At 68.6% G+C, this 16,960-nt stretch carries 20 protein-coding genes; 10 read left to right on the top strand and 10 right to left on the bottom strand.

The window, feature by feature from the left end; genetic code table 11:
• Positions 1–3: 3 nt before the first annotated feature.
• The gene (locus ACXJLU_RS04005; RefSeq protein WP_457329182.1) at positions 4–675 is read left to right on the top strand and encodes a response regulator transcription factor; all 672 of its coding nucleotides are present in this window, start codon (positions 4–6) and stop codon (positions 673–675) included.
• A gap of 13 nt (positions 676–688) precedes the next feature.
• On the opposite strand, the gene ACXJLU_RS04000 is transcribed toward ACXJLU_RS04005, so the two are convergent.
• From ACXJLU_RS04000 to ACXJLU_RS03985, 4 genes are all read right to left on the bottom strand, one after another.
• Positions 689–2,287 (bottom strand): response regulator, encoded by a 1,599-nt coding sequence (locus ACXJLU_RS04000; RefSeq protein WP_457329181.1) that lies wholly within the window; start codon positions 2,285–2,287, stop codon positions 689–691.
• Positions 2,284–2,742: a response regulator gene (locus tag ACXJLU_RS03995; RefSeq protein ID WP_457329180.1), complete on the bottom strand. Its 459-nt coding sequence runs from the start codon at positions 2,740–2,742 to the stop codon at positions 2,284–2,286. The genes ACXJLU_RS04000 and ACXJLU_RS03995 overlap by 4 nt, the downstream gene beginning before the upstream one ends.
• A gap of 99 nt (positions 2,743–2,841) precedes the next feature.
• Complete coding sequence (locus ACXJLU_RS03990; protein ID WP_457329179.1) at positions 2,842–4,143, bottom strand: DUF4397 domain-containing protein; 1,302 nt, start codon at positions 4,141–4,143, stop codon at positions 2,842–2,844.
• A 30-nt stretch (positions 4,144–4,173) separates the two neighbouring features.
• Positions 4,174–5,163, bottom strand: a complete 990-nt coding sequence (locus ACXJLU_RS03985) for a tRNA dihydrouridine synthase (RefSeq protein WP_457329178.1) — start codon at positions 5,161–5,163, stop codon at positions 4,174–4,176.
• Between the two features lie 131 nt (positions 5,164–5,294).
• On the opposite strand from ACXJLU_RS03985, the gene ACXJLU_RS03980 reads away from it, so the two are divergent.
• On the top strand, positions 5,295–7,223 hold the full coding sequence (locus tag ACXJLU_RS03980; RefSeq protein ID WP_457329177.1) for a response regulator: 1,929 nt from the start codon (positions 5,295–5,297) through the stop codon (positions 7,221–7,223).
• On the opposite strand, the gene ACXJLU_RS03975 is transcribed toward ACXJLU_RS03980, so the two are convergent.
• Positions 7,135–7,806, bottom strand: a complete 672-nt coding sequence (locus ACXJLU_RS03975; protein WP_457329176.1) for an N-acyl amino acid synthase FeeM domain-containing protein — start codon at positions 7,804–7,806, stop codon at positions 7,135–7,137. The two genes, ACXJLU_RS03980 and ACXJLU_RS03975, sit on opposite strands and share 89 nt — an antisense overlap.
• Before the next feature lie 259 nt (positions 7,807–8,065).
• Between ACXJLU_RS03975 and ACXJLU_RS03970 the strand changes: the two genes are divergently transcribed.
• Entirely contained in the window at positions 8,066–8,458 is a 393-nt protein-coding gene (locus ACXJLU_RS03970) for an FKBP-type peptidyl-prolyl cis-trans isomerase (protein ID WP_457329234.1), read from the top strand.
• A gap of 41 nt (positions 8,459–8,499) precedes the next feature.
• Here the strand turns inward: ACXJLU_RS03970 and ACXJLU_RS03965 are convergent, their stop codons facing one another.
• From ACXJLU_RS03965 to ACXJLU_RS03945, 5 genes are all read right to left on the bottom strand, one after another.
• A complete protein-coding gene (locus tag ACXJLU_RS03965; protein ID WP_073464442.1) occupies positions 8,500–8,709 on the bottom strand; it encodes a hypothetical protein in 210 nt (69 codons plus the stop codon).
• Between the two features lie 308 nt (positions 8,710–9,017).
• Positions 9,018–9,197: a hypothetical protein gene (locus ACXJLU_RS03960; RefSeq protein ID WP_073464444.1), complete on the bottom strand. Its 180-nt coding sequence runs from the start codon at positions 9,195–9,197 to the stop codon at positions 9,018–9,020.
• A gap of 148 nt (positions 9,198–9,345) precedes the next feature.
• Positions 9,346–9,645 carry a flagellar basal body protein gene (locus ACXJLU_RS03955; RefSeq protein ID WP_457329175.1) on the bottom strand — a complete coding sequence of 100 codons (300 nt, stop codon included), beginning with the start codon at positions 9,643–9,645 and terminating at the stop codon, positions 9,346–9,348.
• 54 nt (positions 9,646–9,699) lie between these two features.
• A complete protein-coding gene (locus ACXJLU_RS03950) occupies positions 9,700–10,047 on the bottom strand; it encodes a GFA family protein (protein ID WP_457329174.1) in 348 nt (115 codons plus the stop codon).
• An 8-nt stretch (positions 10,048–10,055) separates the two neighbouring features.
• Entirely contained in the window at positions 10,056–11,021 is a 966-nt protein-coding gene (locus tag ACXJLU_RS03945; RefSeq protein ID WP_457329173.1) for a threo-3-hydroxy-L-aspartate ammonia-lyase, read from the bottom strand.
• 167 nt (positions 11,022–11,188) lie between these two features.
• Here ACXJLU_RS03945 and ACXJLU_RS03940 point away from each other — a divergent pair, with 167 nt between their 5' ends.
• The 7 genes from ACXJLU_RS03940 (at position 11,189) to ACXJLU_RS03910 (ending at position 16,831) form a co-directional block, all read left to right on the top strand.
• Complete coding sequence (locus ACXJLU_RS03940) at positions 11,189–11,776, top strand: LysE family translocator (RefSeq protein ID WP_457329172.1); 588 nt, start codon at positions 11,189–11,191, stop codon at positions 11,774–11,776.
• A 30-nt stretch (positions 11,777–11,806) separates the two neighbouring features.
• Complete coding sequence (locus ACXJLU_RS03935; RefSeq protein WP_457329171.1) at positions 11,807–13,243, top strand: aminotransferase-like domain-containing protein; 1,437 nt, start codon at positions 11,807–11,809, stop codon at positions 13,241–13,243.
• Positions 13,244–13,290: 47 nt separating this feature from the next.
• Positions 13,291–14,691 carry an ATP-dependent RNA helicase DbpA gene (gene dbpA / locus ACXJLU_RS03930; protein WP_457329170.1) on the top strand — a complete coding sequence of 467 codons (1,401 nt, stop codon included), beginning with the start codon at positions 13,291–13,293 and terminating at the stop codon, positions 14,689–14,691.
• Entirely contained in the window at positions 14,688–15,011 is a 324-nt protein-coding gene (locus tag ACXJLU_RS03925) for a 2Fe-2S iron-sulfur cluster-binding protein (protein ID WP_457329169.1), read from the top strand. The genes dbpA and ACXJLU_RS03925 overlap by 4 nt, the downstream gene beginning before the upstream one ends.
• A gap of 7 nt (positions 15,012–15,018) precedes the next feature.
• Positions 15,019–15,504, top strand: a complete 486-nt coding sequence (locus ACXJLU_RS03920) for a DUF2127 domain-containing protein (protein ID WP_457329168.1) — start codon at positions 15,019–15,021, stop codon at positions 15,502–15,504.
• 131 nt (positions 15,505–15,635) lie between these two features.
• Positions 15,636–15,842 (top strand): hypothetical protein, encoded by a 207-nt coding sequence (locus ACXJLU_RS03915; RefSeq protein WP_073464463.1) that lies wholly within the window; start codon positions 15,636–15,638, stop codon positions 15,840–15,842.
• Between the two features lie 62 nt (positions 15,843–15,904).
• Positions 15,905–16,831, top strand: a complete 927-nt coding sequence (locus ACXJLU_RS03910; protein WP_457329167.1) for a peptidylprolyl isomerase — start codon at positions 15,905–15,907, stop codon at positions 16,829–16,831.
• Positions 16,832–16,960 lie beyond the last annotated feature (129 nt).

The raw sequence follows: 16,960 nt of genomic DNA, 5'->3' as shown, positions 1-16,960 counted from the left end.
GGTATGACCAGCAGTAGTGGAATAGCAAGGATTCTGATCGTCGATGACCACGAGATCGTCAGAGACGCCGTGAGCCTGTTGCTGAACAAGCTCGAGCGGCCGGTGATCACGTTGGCCGCAGGCGATTTCCAGACGGCACGCAACATCCTTTCGAACGAAACCGTCGACCTGGTGCTGCTCGGCATCTCGTCACCCATCGGCCCCAGCCTGAACGGCGTCGTGTTCCTGCGAAGGCTGCCGGCGTGCCCGCCGATCGCGGTGTTCTCGACGCACACCACCCGCCGCTTCGTGTCGAGCGCCGTGGCCGTGGGCGTCTCGGGCTTCATTCCCAAGTCGCGATCGGCCGTCGACATCCTGCAGGCGGTGACGTCCCTGCTGGGCGGCAACAAGTACATGCCGACCGAGGACGAGATGACGCACGTCGCCGGCACCTCGGAGATCGAGGCGAGCGAGCAGACCTACGCCGAAGAGAATCTTGCCGCCGCCTACGACCTCGCACCCCGCGAAGCGGCCGTTCTGAAATGCGTCTGCCAGGGGATGCCCAACAAGCGCATCTCGACCGAGCTGAACATTTCACCAAACACGGTGCGCAACTACCTGTCGCGCATCTTCAAGGTGATGAACGTTCGCAACCGGACCGAGGCGGTCGCTCGCACGCAGAACATCCTGCGCTAGATGTGCCCGGGTTCTACACCGATGGTGCCGCGTTGGCCTCCTGAATCCACGCCAGGTTCAGCAGCGCGCCCATCTGGTCGATCAGGGCTTGCAAGTTGATCGGCTTCGTCAGGAACGCATTGGCGCCGGCCGACAGGCTCCGCTCCTTGTCATCGATCGACGCGCTCGCCGAAATCGCGATCACCGGCACCTGAGTTCGCCTCCCGCGCAGGCGCTCCAGGGTTTCAAGGCCGCCGACATGGGGCATCAGGATGTCGAGCAGGATCAGGTCCGGCATGCTGCTGTCCAGCTGCGACAAGGCCTCTGCGCCGCCGCCGGCCTCGCACAGTTCGAAGCCGAGGCTGTCCAGCATGTCGAGCAGCAAGGCGCGGTTGGTCGCCACGTCGTCCACCACCATGATCTTGCGGCGCGGCCCGGCATAGCCCGTCACGCTGCCGCGGTCCGATTCGGGCGCAGGCGTTCCTTCATCCGCTGCAGCGTCCAGCACCAGGTCGAACCAGAATCGCGTGCCTTCGCCCTTGGCGCTCTGCACGTGGATCTCGCTGCCCATCAGGCGCACGAACTGCCGGCTGATGGCGAGACCCAGGCCGGTGCCGCGATTGCGATCTTCGAGCCCTCCCACCTGCTCGAACGGCTGGAACAGCCGTGACAGCTGCGCTGTATCCATGCCGGAGCCGGTGTCCTGCACTTCGAAGCGCAGCGCGTGCGGCCCGCTCGGCCCCACCCGCAGCGTCACCGCACCGCGCTCGGTGAACTTGACGGCGTTGTCGAGCAGGTTCAGCAGCACCTGCCGCAGGCGCTTCTCGTCTGCGCGCAGCGTCGCCGGAAGGCCGGCCGACAGGTCGGCCCCCAGTTGCAAGGCAGGCTTCTGCCTCGCCCGGACCCCCATCAGCTCGACCAGGCCGTCGAGGTAGCGAGGGAGATCGAACACCGCCGGGCACAGCTCGAACTTGCCGGCCTCGATCTTCGCCAGGTCGAGGATGTCGTTGATCAGGGTCAGCAGGTGTTCGCCGCTCTGGCGGATGGCGTTCACGCCCGCCTGCTGCCGCTGGGTCAGGTTCTTGTCGCGCTGCAGCAGCTGCGCAAAGCCCAGCACGCCATTCAGCGGGGTCCGCAGGTCGTGGCTCATCGCCGCGAGGAACGCGCTCTTGGCCCGGTTGGCCACTTCCGCGCGATCGCGGGCGACCACCAGTTCGGCGGTGTGGGCCTGCACCAGTTCCTCGGCCTGGCGCCGGCCGATCGCATAGCGGATCGCCCGCGACAGCAGGTCGGCGGTGACCTCGCCCTTGACGAGGTAGTCCTGGGCGCCGGACTGGATCGCCTCCAGCGCGACCGCCTCGTCGGTGAGTCCGCTCATCACCACCAGCGCCGGCACCTTCACCGGCTGCGCCAGCAACTGGCGCATCGTGTCGAGACCCCAGGTGCCTGGGAGGCCGAGATCGAGCAGCAGCACGTCGAAGTGCTGCTCCGCCAGCGACTGCACGCCGGCATCCAGGCTTTCGCACCACGTCAGCGTGAACTCGTCGGTACGCGACTGCGAGAGCATGTGCCTGATCAAGCGCGCATCGCCGGCGCTGTCCTCGATCAGCAACACGCGGCGCAGCCCGTTCACGCCGCGCTCCCCCGCCCGACCAGGCTCACCGTCTGCAGCCAGAAGCGCTCGATATTGCGAATGACCTGGTTGAACTCGTGCAGGTCGGCCGGCTTGCTGATGAAGCAGTTCGCCTGCAGGTCGTAGGCGTGGGAGACGTCGTCGTCCGACTGCGACGTGCTCAGCACGATCACCGGGATCGACCGCAACGATGCGTCGGACTTGATGGCCGCGAGGACATCGCGACCGCCCATCAGGGGCAGGTTCAGGTCGAGCAGGATGAGGTCGGGCCGGGGTGCCGCTTCGTAAGGGGCGTCGCGGTGCAGGAACTGCATCGCACAGAGGCCGTCCTCGGCATGGTGCAGGCGCAGGTCATGTCCGGTGCGGCGCAGCGCTTCGCGCGTCAGGCGGACATCGCCCGGATTGTCTTCGACCATCAGAACATCGATGGCCCTGAACGCGCGCTGCAACAACATCGCCGCACCTCCGGATGCGGACGACTATACCCGTCACGACTCTCGAAACATCCCCCTGAAGCCGATGGGCTCCGAGGGGGAAACCCTGAACGCGGCGCCTCAGCGATCGTTGCGCAGTGTGCTCGCGGCGCCCACCGTCGTGGTGTTGCCCAGCAGGAAGATGGTGTACACCTTCCCGCTCAACAGGGTCTGGTCCTTCAGCTGCCACAGCAGGCTCGCGCCGTTGCTGGCGGCGAGGTCGGCCAGCCCGGCGCTGGCGGCCACCGTGGCCGGCAACGAAGCCGTGCCGAATGCGACGTCGTCGCCGATCACCTCGCTGTCGAGCGTCGCGTTCGCGCTGCCGGTCAACCCGTTGACGCCGTTGACCAGTCGCAGCTTGACCGGCTCCGACACACTGGTCGACGGCGTGTTGTCGTCGGTGATCACCGAGACCTGGGGCGAGTTCACGTCGCCGGTCACGAGCAGGGTCAGGTCGCCGCCCGACGGTGCGGTCGCGGCACCGACGTTCACGGCCGCACCGTTGACCGTGACGGCCAGGGCGCCGGCCGTCACCAGACGGTAGCCACCGACCGTGCCCGGCGAAGAGTTGCTGGCAACGGTCGTGCCGTTGACCGCAACGTTGACCATGTCGGTCGACACCAGGGTGTTGGCGACCACACGCACACGGGTCGACAGGTTGGCGCTCGGGGTCACGGCCCCCTGCTGGGTGACGACCAGTCCGTTCACCAGCATGCCGCCGCTGCTGCGGGTCAGCACGAGCGTGGCGATCTGCTTGTCGCCGAGCGTCAGTGCCGGGATGTCGAGCCTCACGTCGTTCTTGCCGCCGGCAGCGGTCACGCACACGTGGTACGACCCGGCACCGAACGCGGTATAGCCGGTCGGTGCCGTCGCCGAGGTCGAGGTCGACAGCCCACTGGCAGCGGCAATGGCGGTGGCGCCCAGTGCATTGCATGCGACATGGCCGACATACACATCGAGATTGCCGGCTTCGAGGCCGGCGGCGTTCATGAAGCGCAGCTTGGCCTGGCCCGAATTCGGCTCGCCTTCATCTTCCGTCAGGTAGCTGACCTGCAGTGACGCGCCGCTTGCATAGGCCAGCAGCGCGTAGTGGGAGCCCGCCGACACCGAGCCTCCGACACTGGCCGCTACGGTGCCGGAACCGCTCTGCGCGATCTTGAAGGTGTAGCTGTCTTTGTCGAGGTGGGCGTAACCGCTGCTGGTCCCGGCAGCCACGCCGTAGACCATGCCGTCGTCGTCGCGGGAGGCGTCGAGCAGCGCAAAATCGGTGGTGGCATTGATCAGGCGCACGGACCCCTGGTCCTCATCGCTGTTGCCGCCACAGGCATGCAGCAGCGGAAGCACGAGGGCGGCGATCAACAGGGCACGGGTCGGGCTTTTCACGGGTCAGGATCCTTGAAATGGGTCGGACGATTATGCGTGCAGGTCTGCAAGCGCCGGATGTCGCTCGTATGCTTGTGTGTGACTCGCAGTGCACCACTGTTGCAGATGCAACTCGAGCAGCTGCGGGTCGTTGACGGTGCGCACCGTCTGGTAGGCCTCTTCAGCCTCGGGATGGCGACGGCGCAGGTAGTTCAACCACTGCTTGAGCCGACCGGCACGGTGGCGCGGCTCGACATGTCCGCACACCAGTTGCCAGAAATGCATCATCAGCGGCAGCAGTTGCACCCAGCCGAGCGACGTGCCTGGCCGGGCGATCGCGCGCGCCAGGCCCGGGTCCGCCACCATGCCGCGGCCGATCATCAGCGCATCGCAGCCCGACACCTCGCGGCAGCGCTGCGCATCACCCACCGTCCAGACCTCGCCGTTCGCGATCACCGGAATGGCCACGGCTTCGCGCACGGCATGCACCCGCTCCCAGTAGGCCGGCGGCCGGTAGCCGTGCGCCTTGGTGCGGGCATGCACGACCAGTTCGGCCGCGCCGGCGCCTGCGATGGCCTGCGCGCACTCCACGGCCCGCAGGTCGTCGTCGAAGCCGAGGCGCATCTTGGCCGTCACCGGCATCGCCATCGGCACCGCACGCCGCACCGCCGCGACGATGCGCCCCAGCAGCTCCGGGTCCTGCAGCAGCGCGGCCCCACCCCCATGCCGGTTCACGATCTTCGCGGGGCACCCGAAGTTGAGATCGATGCCAGCCGGGCCCAGTGAAGCCAGACGCGCGGCGTTCTCGGCCAGGCAAACCGGATCGGAGCCGAGCAGTTGCGCGCTGACCGGCACGCCGCTCGGCGTGCACCCGCCGTGGCGCAGCTCCGGAACGATGCGCAGGAAGACACGCTCCGGCAACAAGGTGCCGGTGACGCGGATGAACTCGGAGACGCAACGGTCGATGCCGCCGACGCGCGTGAGCACGTCACGCAGCGTGAAGTCGAGCAACCCTTCCATCGGGGCAAGCAGGATGGTCATCGGATCGGGATGGACAGGCAATCCACGAGTGTACGTATGTCCAGAAATGAAGCGACCGGGCGGCGCCGGCGCACGGCGGACTGCCGACCGGCCGGCCCCAGCCGCATACTGCGTGCCGAGGGAGACAACCCATGGCACCACATCGCATGTCGGCCGACGCCCCGGGCCTGGGCACTCCCGGCGAGGCCAGGCCGATCCCGCCGCTGGACGCCGCCCACGCGGAGCACGTCGCGGCCGAATTGCTGCGCATGGTGCTGCTCCACACGCGGGCCGGCACGCTGCTGGCGACCGCGTTCGCGGTGCTGCTGGCGATCTACTGGTCGGGCTCGACCCCGGTCGACTGGGTACGCGGATGGATGGTCGCCAAGCTGGCCGTGTCGGCGTTGCGGATCTTCTCGGCCCACAAGCATGCGCGCGCCGGCCTGCCGGCCACCCGTCGCTGGCGTCAACTGACCTACGGGTTGCTCGCCCTCGACGGTGCGATCTGGGGCCTGGCCGGCCTGTGGTTGATGCACCAGCCGGTGCAGGTGTCGTCCTTCGTCGCAGCGGCGCTGGCCTGCGTGACCTGCGTGGCCACGTTCGGCCTGCAGGCGCGGCTGCTGGCCACGGCAGCTTATGTGGGGCCGATCATGGTGCCGACCGCACTCGGGCTGGCGCTGCGGGCCGACCAGGTCGGCGTGGTCGGCAGCCTCGGGCTGATGATGATGCTGGGGCTGCAGCTGCTCACGGCACGCGGGGCCGAGCAACGGCTCACCGCCAGCATCCTGCTGCGGCTCGAGGCCCAGGCGCTGGCCCGCGAGAAAGCGGCCGCGCTCGAGCTCGCGCAACGCCAGATCGAGGTCAAGACCCAGTTCCTGGCCAACATCAGCCATGAGCTGCGCACGCCGCTGCACGGCATCCTGGGTGTCGCGCGGCTGCTTCACCTCGAGGCGGCCGAGCCGGCCGTGCAGCATCGCCTGGAGTTGATCGAGTCATCGGGCACCCACCTGCTGCGGCTGATCAACGACCTGATCGACGTCTCGCGCATCGAGACGGGCCATTTCCCGATCCGGCACGAAGTGTTCGACATCGTCACGCAGGCCGGGCTGGTGGCCGACGTGTTCGCGCTGCGCGCCACCGACAAGGGCCTCGACTTCCTGATGACGCATGCGTTTCCACGCCCGAGCTGGGTGGTGGGTGACGCCGCGCGGTTCAGGCAGGTGCTGCACAACCTGCTGGGCAACGCCATCAAGTTCACCGAGAAGGGCCGGGTGGAAATCAACCTGAGGCGCGGAAGCACGCCCGACATGGTCGAGGTCGAAGTGATCGACACCGGCCCCGGYATCGCGCCGGCCGACCAGGACCGCCTGTTCGAGGTGCCCTCGGCGCCGGACTCCGAGGTCAGTCCCGCTTCGCGCAACCATGGCGGCCTGGGCCTCCTCATCGCCCGCGAGCTGGCCGAAGCGATGGGCGGCTCGCTCAGAGTGCACAGCAAGACCGGTGTCGGCTCGCAGTTCCTGTTCAGCGCCCAGCTTCCAGCCGCCGCCGCACCCGACGAGGCGGCAGACGGCGCGGCGCCAGCAACGCCGGTCATCGATCTGCGGCGGGTGCTGGTCGCCGAGGACGACGACGTTTCCGCGCTGATCGTCTGCGCCTACCTCAAACAGCAAGGACTGGCCCACGAGCGCGTTGGCAATGGGCACGATGCCGTCGGGCGGGCGCTGCGCGAATCGCAGCGACCCGACCTCGTGCTGATGGACTGCCAGATGCCGACGATGGACGGGCAGACCGCCACCCGCGAAATCCGGGCGCAGGAGCAGACGCTGGGCCTGACCCGGGTTCCGATCATCGCGATCACGGCGACTTCGACCGACGAGGACCGGCGCGCCTGCGCCGATGCCGGCATGGACGACCTGCTCGCCAAGCCCTTCAACCGCCAGGAATTGATGCAGGTCCTGGCGCAATGGGGCGGCGCGCTGCCCTCATCGGATGTCATGCTGCCTGACGAACCTCACCGTGAAGAGGCGGCATGGATTCTCTCGGGAACAGGTGCACGTCCGGGTGGAAGGTCTCGATCATGAACGGATACAGCCCATGGCCCGAGGCCAGCCAGGTCCGCTCGGCGGCCACGACGTCGAAGGCCAGGATGCGGTGCGGCAGGTTGCCGGCGTGCACCAGCGGCACACGATCGTCAGGCCCCAGCACATCGGTGAAGCCCAGCCCCTGGTAGATCCTGATCAGCGCATTGCTGCGCGCACCGATCACCATCCAGCGCACCTGGCTCGCCAGGCAGTACAGGTAGGCGGCCTTCATCAGCATCAGCCGGGTCTGCGGATCGGCGCCGGGCGTCACGGCCAGCCGGGTGAGTTCGGCGCGAGGCTCGTCGGCCAGCCACCTTGGCAGGATCACGCTGCCTTCCAGCAACAGCGGTACCGCGACGTTGCGCTGGATGCGGGTGGTCCCGGTGGCCGCGCCGGTGGCCTTGTCGCGACACAGCAGGATCGCGGTGCCGCGCTGGCCGTCCGTGGCATCGGGCTCGGCCAGGGTTTGCTGCATCTGAGGCACATGGTGGCCATAGGCGTGAGCCCGGACGCCGCAAACATCACGCAGGTCAGCAGCCGTCGCGGCGAGTGAAACGCTGAAGGTAAGGGTGCTTGTCGTCATGATAGGAACAGGCAGTTGAGATACCGCCTGTGTGGCGTGGCACATCGCCACGTACCCACCCTATAGAGAGGGACTCTCTGCACGTCCTCCGAATAAGACACGACCCAACACCAGTCGTAAGCCTGTGTTCCAAGTGCGTCGCAGTGCAGCGAGGTTCCGGACTCGTCGCGCCTTTCGGCGATGATGGTCGTCCCTCATTGACCTCGGGAGTCACGGTTTGAAGACACCATGGATCGGCCTTGCGGCCTGCCTGATCAGCCTGTCCGCCTGCGCGCAGGCCGACCTCGCCGCCAGCGCGGCGAAGCAGAAAGGCGCACTGGTCACGCCCAGCGGCCTCGTGTATCGCTCATTGAAGGAGGGAACGGGGGCGAGCCCGGCGGCCACGGACCGTGTCCGGGTCCACTACCGCGGCACCTTCGCCGACGGCAAGGAGTTCGACAGCTCTTACGCCCGCAAGGAGCCGGCCGAGTTCCCGTTGAACCGGGTGATCAAGTGCTGGACGGAAGGCGTGCAGCGCATGAAGGTGGGCGGCAAGGCGCTGCTGGTGTGTCCGCCGGCCATCGCCTACGGGGAGGCTGGCGCGGGGGGTGTCATTCCGCCGAATGCCACCTTGCAATTCGAGGTGGAGTTGCTCGGCATCGCCGGCAAGTAGGCTCGCAGTGCGCGGCGGTGGCCCGCGCCGCGCGGCGAACTTCAGTGAAGGTCGCTGCGCATCACCGCGGGCGTCGCGTACTCGCGACCCACGACGGCACGGGCATACAGGTAGTTGGTGCGGGCCCGGTCGCTGAGAGCGTCCATCTGCACATGCCCGTCGGCATCGCACGGAAAGGCCAGCGCACGGCCTTCGTTGAACAGCGATTGGAACCGGATTTCGTAGCGGGCGATTTGCGAAGTAGAGCTCATGTCAGCCTCCGTGGAGAACCTTGCCTGGGATCGGTCGTCGACCTCAATAAGCCCAAACTCGATGGATGAAGATTAGGCGCTGCCTGTCGACTCCGCTGTCGGGGCCCCTCGTTGCAGGGGGTCAGAAAAACTCCAATCCCCGTGTCAGCCTGGCGGGTCCATCCGACAGGGACTGCAGGCATTGCCTGACAAGCCTCGAGACCAGACTAGGTCGCCGCGACCTGCCAACACCCCGTTCAACGGAAAACGTGGATGGCCAGGCGAAAAAAGCCGGGCAAGCCCGGCTTCTTCGTTCAGGCCGGGCCTGATTACTTGGCGGCGGAAGCAGCCGGTGCAGCGGCTTCGGCCTTCTTGTCAGCCTTGTGGTGCTTCTTGTGGGCGGCCTTCTTGGCGGGTGCCGAAGCGGCATCGGCCGAAGCGGCGGCTTGAGCGAACGAGCCCACGGCGAAAGCGGACAGGACGGCGGCAACGATCAGAGACTTGGTCATGGTGGTATCCCGAATGGAGTGGAAGTCGTTCTGCCCGACTCCCTGAAGCTGGCCCGGCTGTCGCCCGGCTTGTGTCCACAACGGGAGATATTGACGATTGGTTGACGTTAAGAAACGAAAAGGGAGACTGGAGAAATATGTCGTCACGTTACGCCGTAGCGTCCAACAATGACCCCAGCACCTCGTCCTGCACCTGCAGGGTGCGCAGGTTCGCCTTGTAGCTGTAGGCGGCGGACATCTGGTCGACGACGTCGGCTTCCAGCGAGCCCCCGGATTGCGCTGGCGCCGCGATGTCGGCCTGCACGCCCCCATCGGGCTGGGGCTGCAGCACGACCTGCTGGCGCCGGAACCCCGGCGTCTGCGTGTTGGCAATGTTGTGGGCAGCGCTGTCGAGCCGGAGCTGGGCAGCGTTCAGGCCGGACAGGCCGATGGAGAAGGTGTTGGACATGGCAGGGCCTCGCTTGCAGCGATATCGGCGAGCCCGCCGCCGACTTGAACGGTTTCAGGCCATCGCCGCGCCGACCGTCGCCCGCACCGGGATGCCGGCCGGATCGAACCCCTCGAGGCAGAACACGTTGACGCCGACGAATTCAGGCGTCACCCGCTTGCGGTGGAACGGGTAGATGCCGCACGCGCTGCAGAAGAAGTGCCGCGCGGTGCGGGTGTGGAACCGGTATTCGGTGAGCGAGGCCTCGCCCGCGAGCAGCCTGAAGCGGCTCTCGTGCACCTTCACCATCAGCGCGTTCTTGCGCCGGCAGATCGAGCAATCGCAAGTGGTCAGCTCCGGAAAGTCGGTCTCGATCGCGAAGCGGACCGCCCCGCAATGGCAGCTGCCCCGCCACGTCTGCATCGGCCGGCTCATGCGCCGGCGACCAGCTCGCCATACCGGCCGAGATCGATGTTGCCGCCGCTCAGGATCACGCCGACGCGCTTGCCCGCCAGCGGCAGCACGCCCTCGAGCACCGCCGCCGCGCCGAGGCAGCCGGTCGGCTCGACGACCAGCTTCATCCGTTCGCCGATGAAACGCATCGTGCGTGCCAGCTGCGCGTCGCTGACGGTGAGGATGTCGCGCACGCGGCGTTGGATCACCGGGAAGGTCAGCGCGCCCACCATCTGCGTCTGTGCCGCGTCGGCAATGGTCTGCGGCACCGGGATGCCGACGCGCTCGCCGCGCCGGAACGATTGCTGCACGTCGTTGCCGGCCTCCGGCTCGACGCCGTACACCGCGCAGTCGGGCGACAGGTGGTTGGCCGCCGTCGCGCTGCCGCTCAGCAAGCCGCCGCCGCCGGTGCAGACGAACAGCGCATCGAGCGGGCCGACCTCCTCGATCAGCTCCTTGGTGGCCGTGCCCTGCCCTGCCATCACCAGCGGGTGGTCGTACGGCGGGATCAGCGTCAGCCCGCGTTCGGCGGCGAGCCGCTGGCCGATCGCCTCGCGGTCATCGCGGTAGCGGTCGTACAGCACCACCTCGGCGCCATAGCCGCGCGTCGCGGCAATTTTCAGCGCCGGCGCGTCCTGTGGCATCACGACCACCGCCGGCAGGCCCAGCAGGCTGGCGCACAACGCGATCGCCTGCCCGTGGTTGCCCGACGACCACGCGATCACGCCGCGGCGGCGCTGCTCGGCATCCAGCTGCACCAGCGCGTTGTAGGCGCCGCGGAACTTGAAGGCCCCCATGCGCTGCAGGTTCTCGCACTTGAAGAACACCTGCGCGCCGGTGCGCAGGTCGGCGGTGCGCGAGGTGGCCACCGGCGTACGGTGGGCCACGCCATCGAGGTGGGCGGCAGCGATGTCGACATCGCGCCAGGAGATCGGCAGGTCCATGGTCGGGTCCGAGGAAAATGCGAAGTGCGCCGAGCGTAGCCCAGCGGGCCCGCGCTGAAACTGTGCGCCCGCGCCGATTGATACAGTGCCGCGGCCCGGCCCCACACCTGTAGCTTCACGCCGCACAGCACCGTTCCTAAGCTCGTCTCCACCCTGAAGGAGACCCGATGAACGACCTGCTGCCCCTGCTGAGCTACTCGCTGCTGATGTCGGCGACGCCCGGCCCGAACAACATCCTGCTGACCACCTCGGGTGCGAACTTCGGCTACCGGCGCAGCCTGCCGCACCTGCTGGGCGTCAGCATCGGCGGCGGCGTGCAGACCTGGCTGGCCTGCATGGGCCTCGGCACGCTGCTGGCCAAACACCCGGCAATCCACGACGTGCTGCGCATCGCCGGCGCGCTGTTCCTGCTGTGGATGGCGTGGAAGCTGACCACGCCGGTGGTGTTCGGCACCGAACTCGCGCAGCCGGTCGGCTTCTTCGAGGCCGCCGCGTTCCAGTTCGTCAACCCGAAGACCTGGCTCAAGTCGGTCACCGTCGCGACGGTCTTCATGCCCACCGGCATGCCGACGAGCGTGGCCGCGCTGCTGGTGCTGGCGGTCACGCTGGCCACCAACTTCCCGTGCATTTCGATGTGGACGCTGTTCGGCGCCGGCCTGCGCCGCGTGCTGACGCGACCCGGCTGGCGCGAGGCGTTCAATGCCATCATGGCGGGATCGCTGGCGGTGCTGGCCGTGCTGCTACTCACCCGCTGAACCCCTCGCTGAACACCCCAAGGACGCCCCGTGTTCTCCCTCGACCGAGACTCCCCCGCGCCGCTCGCCGACCAGATCGAGACCCGCCTGCGCGCGCTGGTCGACAGTGGGCGCCTGTCGGCCGGCGCCAAGCTGCCGTCGATCCGCACGCTGGCGCGGCAGCTGGGCGTGAGCCCGAACACCGTCGTCACCGCCTACGACCGCCTGGTCGCGGCGGCCGTCGTCGAGTCGCACGGCACCGCCGGCTTCTTCGTCTGCGAGGCCGCCGCCCCGGCGGCCCTGGAGGCGCTGCTCGAAGCCGGCGAAGAACAGGACGCCGTCTGGCTCGTGCAGCAGGCCCACGACCAACGCGCCGGCCTGCTGCCGGTCAGCGCCGGCTCGCTGCCGGTCTCGTGGCTCGAGGACGCGATCCCCGCCACCGTCGTGCAGCGCGGCCTGGCGCGCGCCAACGGCGGCATGGCCGCGCGCTGCCCGCCGCAGGGGCTGCCCGAGCTGCGCGAGCGCATCTCCACGCTGATGCGCGGCCAGGGCATCGCGGCCGATGCGAACCGAATCCTCACGACCTACGGCGGCACGCATGCGATCGACCTGATCTGCCGCAGCTTCCTGCAGCCGGGCGATGCGGTGATGGTCGACAACCCCGGCTACCACCTGCTGTTCGACCGGCTGCGCCAGATGGGCGTGCGCATCGTGCCGATCACGCGCCGCCACGACGGGCCCGACCTGGCGCAGATCGAGGCCGCCTGCACCGCGCAGCGGCCGCGCCTGTTCTTCGTGCAGAGCGTGCTGCACAACCCGACCGGCTGGAGCAGCAGCGCCGCCAACCTGCACCGCATCCTCGGGCTGGCCGACCGCCACGGCTTCCTGATCGCCGAGGACGACGTGCAGAGCCATTTCCACCCGGGCCACCCGACGCGCCTCGCGCAGCTGTCGGAGCTGCGCAACGTCATCTACTACTCCAGCTTCTGCAAGGCGCTCAGTCCGGCGCTGCGCCTGGGCTACATCGCGGCCGAGCCGCAGTGGCTGAAGCCGCTGCTGCGCGAGAAGATCCTCTCGGTGCTGACCACCGCCTCGCTGAACGAATACGTGCTGCTCGAGCTGCTGTCGACCGGCCGTTTCCGCAAGCACATCGACCGGTTGCAGCAGAAGCTCGGCACCGCGCGCGGCCTGGCGACCCGCCAGCTGCGCCAGGCCGGCGTGCTGCTCGACCACCCCGGAGAGGGCGGCCTCTTCCTGTGGGGGGCCGTGCCGCACGGCATCGACATCGACGAGCTGGTGAAAGACGCCTTCCGCAACGGCATCCTGCTGGCGCGCGGCGCCACCTTCATGGCCGACAACGCCGGCGACCCGCACCTGCGCTTCAACGTCGTGTACAGCCAGCACGTGCGGCTGGCCGAGTACCTGACGCAACGGCTGTCCGCGGAATCGGCGGCGAGCCGCGTGCTGGCACGGGCGGCCGCACGCTGAGTGGCCGCCGGACCCACCGACTGGAGCGCGCACCGATAATCGGGCGCATGACCCAAGCGCTCCCGTTCAGCCAGTTGCCCCTTTCCGCCGCGACCCTCGAGAACCTCTCCCGCCTCGGCTACGAGACGATGACGCCGATCCAGGCCGCCAGCCTGCCGATCGCGCTGGCCGGCCACGACCTGATCGCGCAGGCCAAGACCGGCAGCGGCAAGACCGCCGCCTTCGCGCTCGCGTTGCTGGCCCGCCTCGATGCGAAGCGCTTCGACGTGCAGGCGCTGGTGCTGTGCCCCACGCGCGAGCTGGCCGACCAGGTCACGCAGGAGATCCGGCGCCTCGCGCGCGCCGAAGACAACGTGAAGACGCTGACGCTGTGCGGCGGCGCGACGATGCGCCCACAGATCGCGAGCCTGGAGCACGGCGCGCACATCGTCGTCGGCACGCCCGGGCGCATCCTCGACCACCTGGAGCGCGAGACGCTGTCGCTCGCCGCGCTGAACACGCTGGTGCTCGACGAGGCCGACCGCATGCTCGACATGGGCTTCTTCGACGACATCGTCGCGGTCGCCAAGCGCTGCCCGAAGCAGCGGCAGACGCTGCTGTTCTCGGCCACCTACCCCGAGGGCATCGCCAAGCTGAGCCAGCAGTTCCTGCGCGAGCCGCGCGAGGTCAAGCTGGGCGAGCAGCATGCCGCCGCGAAGATCCGCCAGCGCTTCTACGAGGTGAAGGACGACGAGCGGCTGCATGCCGTCGGCCTGCTGCTGAACCATTTCCGCCCGGCCAGCACGATCGCGTTCTGCAACACCAAGCAGCAGTGCCGCGACCTGGTCGACGTGCTGCAGGCGCAGGGCGTGCAGGCGCTCGCGCTGCACGGCGACCTGGAGCAGCGCGACCGCGACCAGGTGCTGGTGCAGTTCGCCAACCGCAGCTGCCCGGTGCTGGTGGCCACCGACGTGGCGGCGCGCGGGCTCGACATCGCGCAGCTCGAGGCGGTGATCAACGTCGACATCACGCCCGATCCCGAGGTGCACACGCACCGCATCGGCCGCACCGGCCGCGGCGATGAAGAGGGCTGGGCCTTCAGCCTGGCCAACATGGACGAGATGGGCCGCGTCGGCCAGATCGAGAAGGTGCAGGGGCGCGAATCCGAATGGCACAAGCTGGCCGAGCTGACGCCGAGCGGCGGCGGCCCGCTGACCGCGGCGATGCGCACACTGCAGATCCTCGGCGGGCGCAAGGACAAGATCCGCCCCGGCGACGTGCTGGGTGCGTTGACCGGCGAGGCCGGCTTCACCGCGGCGCAGATCGGCAAGATCCAGGTCGGCGAGTTCTCGACCTACGTGGCCGTCGACCGGGCGATCGCCAAGCAGGCGCTGCAGCGGCTGAACAGCGGCAAGCTGAAGGGCCGCAAGGTGAAGGTGAGGTTCCTGGACGAGGCGTCGGCCGAATGAGCGGCGAGGACGCCGCCCTTGCCGCGCCAACAAGCTTCGAGGCCGTCGTCGAACCAAGCGGGTTCCGCTTCGCGGCGCCGGCGAGGCAAGGCCTCGTGAAGTCGGCGCAACTGGCCGGCCTGCGGCTGCCGAGTTCGTGCCGCAACGGCACCTGCCGTGCGTGCATCTGCAAGCTCGTCAGCGGCCGCGTCGAGTACGCGATCGACTGGCCGGGGCTGAGCGCCGATGAGAAGGCCGAAGGATTCATCCTGCCGTGCGTGGCGCAACCGCGCAGCGATCTGGTGATCGACGCGCCGGCTGCGCGGCCGCTGACCTCATGAGCACATCGTGACAACGCGCCCCCATCCGCCGCGCACGATGCAGCTGGTCGCGCTGTTCGAGGCGATCAAGGGCCTGGCCGTGCTGGCCGGCGGCTTCGGCCTGCTGTCGCTGCTGCACCGCGACGTGCGCCACCTGGCCGAGGCCCTGATCGCCGGGCTGCACCTCGACCCGGACCGGCATTTCCCGCACATCTTTCTCGAAGCGAGTTCGCAACTCACCGATGCCCGGCTGTGGCTGCTGGCCGGCCTGGCGGCGCTGTACGCGAGCGTGCGGCTGGCCGAAGCGTATGGCCTGTGGCGCGGCTACCGCTGGGGTGCCTGGCTGGGCGCGGCGGGCGGTGCCATCTACGTGCCGGTGGAACTCTACGAGTTGCTGCAGCGGGTGAGCCCGTTGCGTGTCGCGACGCTGCTGTTGAACGTCGCGATCGTGGTCTACCTGCTGTGGATGCTGGAGCGGCAGCGGCGCGCGGCGCCGGTCATCGAAGTCGGATAGCGGCGCTGCGGTCCCACGCCGAACAGACGGATACCCGCCCTTTACCTCGCAGCAACGCGGGGGCGTCAACATCGGGGCGACGGCACCCGTTGTCATGGCGAGGCCGCTGTACGGCCTACAGGAGACCCACGATGAAACGCTTTCTGAACCGCCGCATGCTGGGCTTGGTCGGCATCGTTGCCGTGACGCAGTTGCTGAGCGCCTGCATCGTCGTGCCACCCCGCGGCTACCGCCAGCGCACCGTGGTGGTCGAGCCGGCGCCGTACTACAGCCCGGGACCGGGCCGCGACTGGCGTGACCGCGACCATGACCGGCGCGATTGGGACGGCCACCGCTGATCTGGGGGACTGATATTCGGGGCTGATATCGTGGCCGCTCCCTGTCCTCATGGAGTCGGCCCATGCCTTTCTTGCGTTCCCTTCCCGGTGCGCTCTGCGCCGCGCTGGCGCTGATTTCCGCACCGGGGGCCTTCGCCGCGCCGCCCACCGTCGCCGAGGTGATCGAACGCTCGGGCGCCACCGACTGGCGCCCGCTGGTGCCTGCCGACACCCTCGTGATGGAGCTCGCCGATCCGCGCAGCGGCCCGATCGTCATCGAACTGGCACCGCGCTTCGCGCCCCAGCATGTCGCGAACATCCGCACGCTGGTGCATGAAGGCTTCTTCGATGGCTTGGCCGTCGTGCGCGTGCAGGACAACTACGTTGCGCAATGGGGCGACCCCGACGCCGAGTCGGCCGACAAGGCCCGGTCGCTGGGCACCGCCCAACGCAAGCTGCCCGCCGAGTTCTCGGTGCCGTTGAAAGGCCTGCCGATCACCCGCCTGCCCGACACCGACGGCTGGGCGCCGGTGACCGGCTTCGTCGACGGCATGCCGGTAGCGGCCGATCCGCGCAACGGCCGCGCGTGGCTGACCCACTGCTACGGCATGGTCGGCGCCGGGCGCGACATGGCGGTCGACAGCAGCAACGGCAGCGAGCTGTATGCGGTGATCGGCCAGGCACCGCGCGGGCTGGACCTCAACATCACGCTGGTCGGCCGCGTGCTGCAAGGAATCCAGGAACTGGCCTCGCTGCCGCGCGGCACCGCCGAGATGGGCTTCTATGCGCAACCGGAGCAGCGCAGCGGCATCCGCCGCGTGCGCCTGCTGGCCGACATGCCGGACGCCGAACGCCCGGCGATCGAGGTGATGCGCACCGACACCGCGACATGGCGCGCCCTGCTCGACGCCCGGCGCGTGCGACGCGAAGAATGGTTCGTGCACAGCCCGCGGCACATCAATGTCTGCAATGCGGCGGTGCCGGTGCGGGCGAAGAAGAGTTCGGGATAGGGCGGATGGAACCTCTTGCGCCCGGGCGTGACTCAGGCAGCAATTGAACTTCGAGCGCACCTTCCATGATCAAAAGGTTCACCGACAGGGTCGGGAGAAGGGGAGCTCCCCCTCGGACGCCCGCGAGAG

This window comes from Rhizobacter sp. P5_C2 (assembly GCF_054049715.1).
The sequence above is the reverse complement of the archived record's forward strand: the minus strand, read 5'-3'. Positions and strand labels throughout refer to the sequence as shown.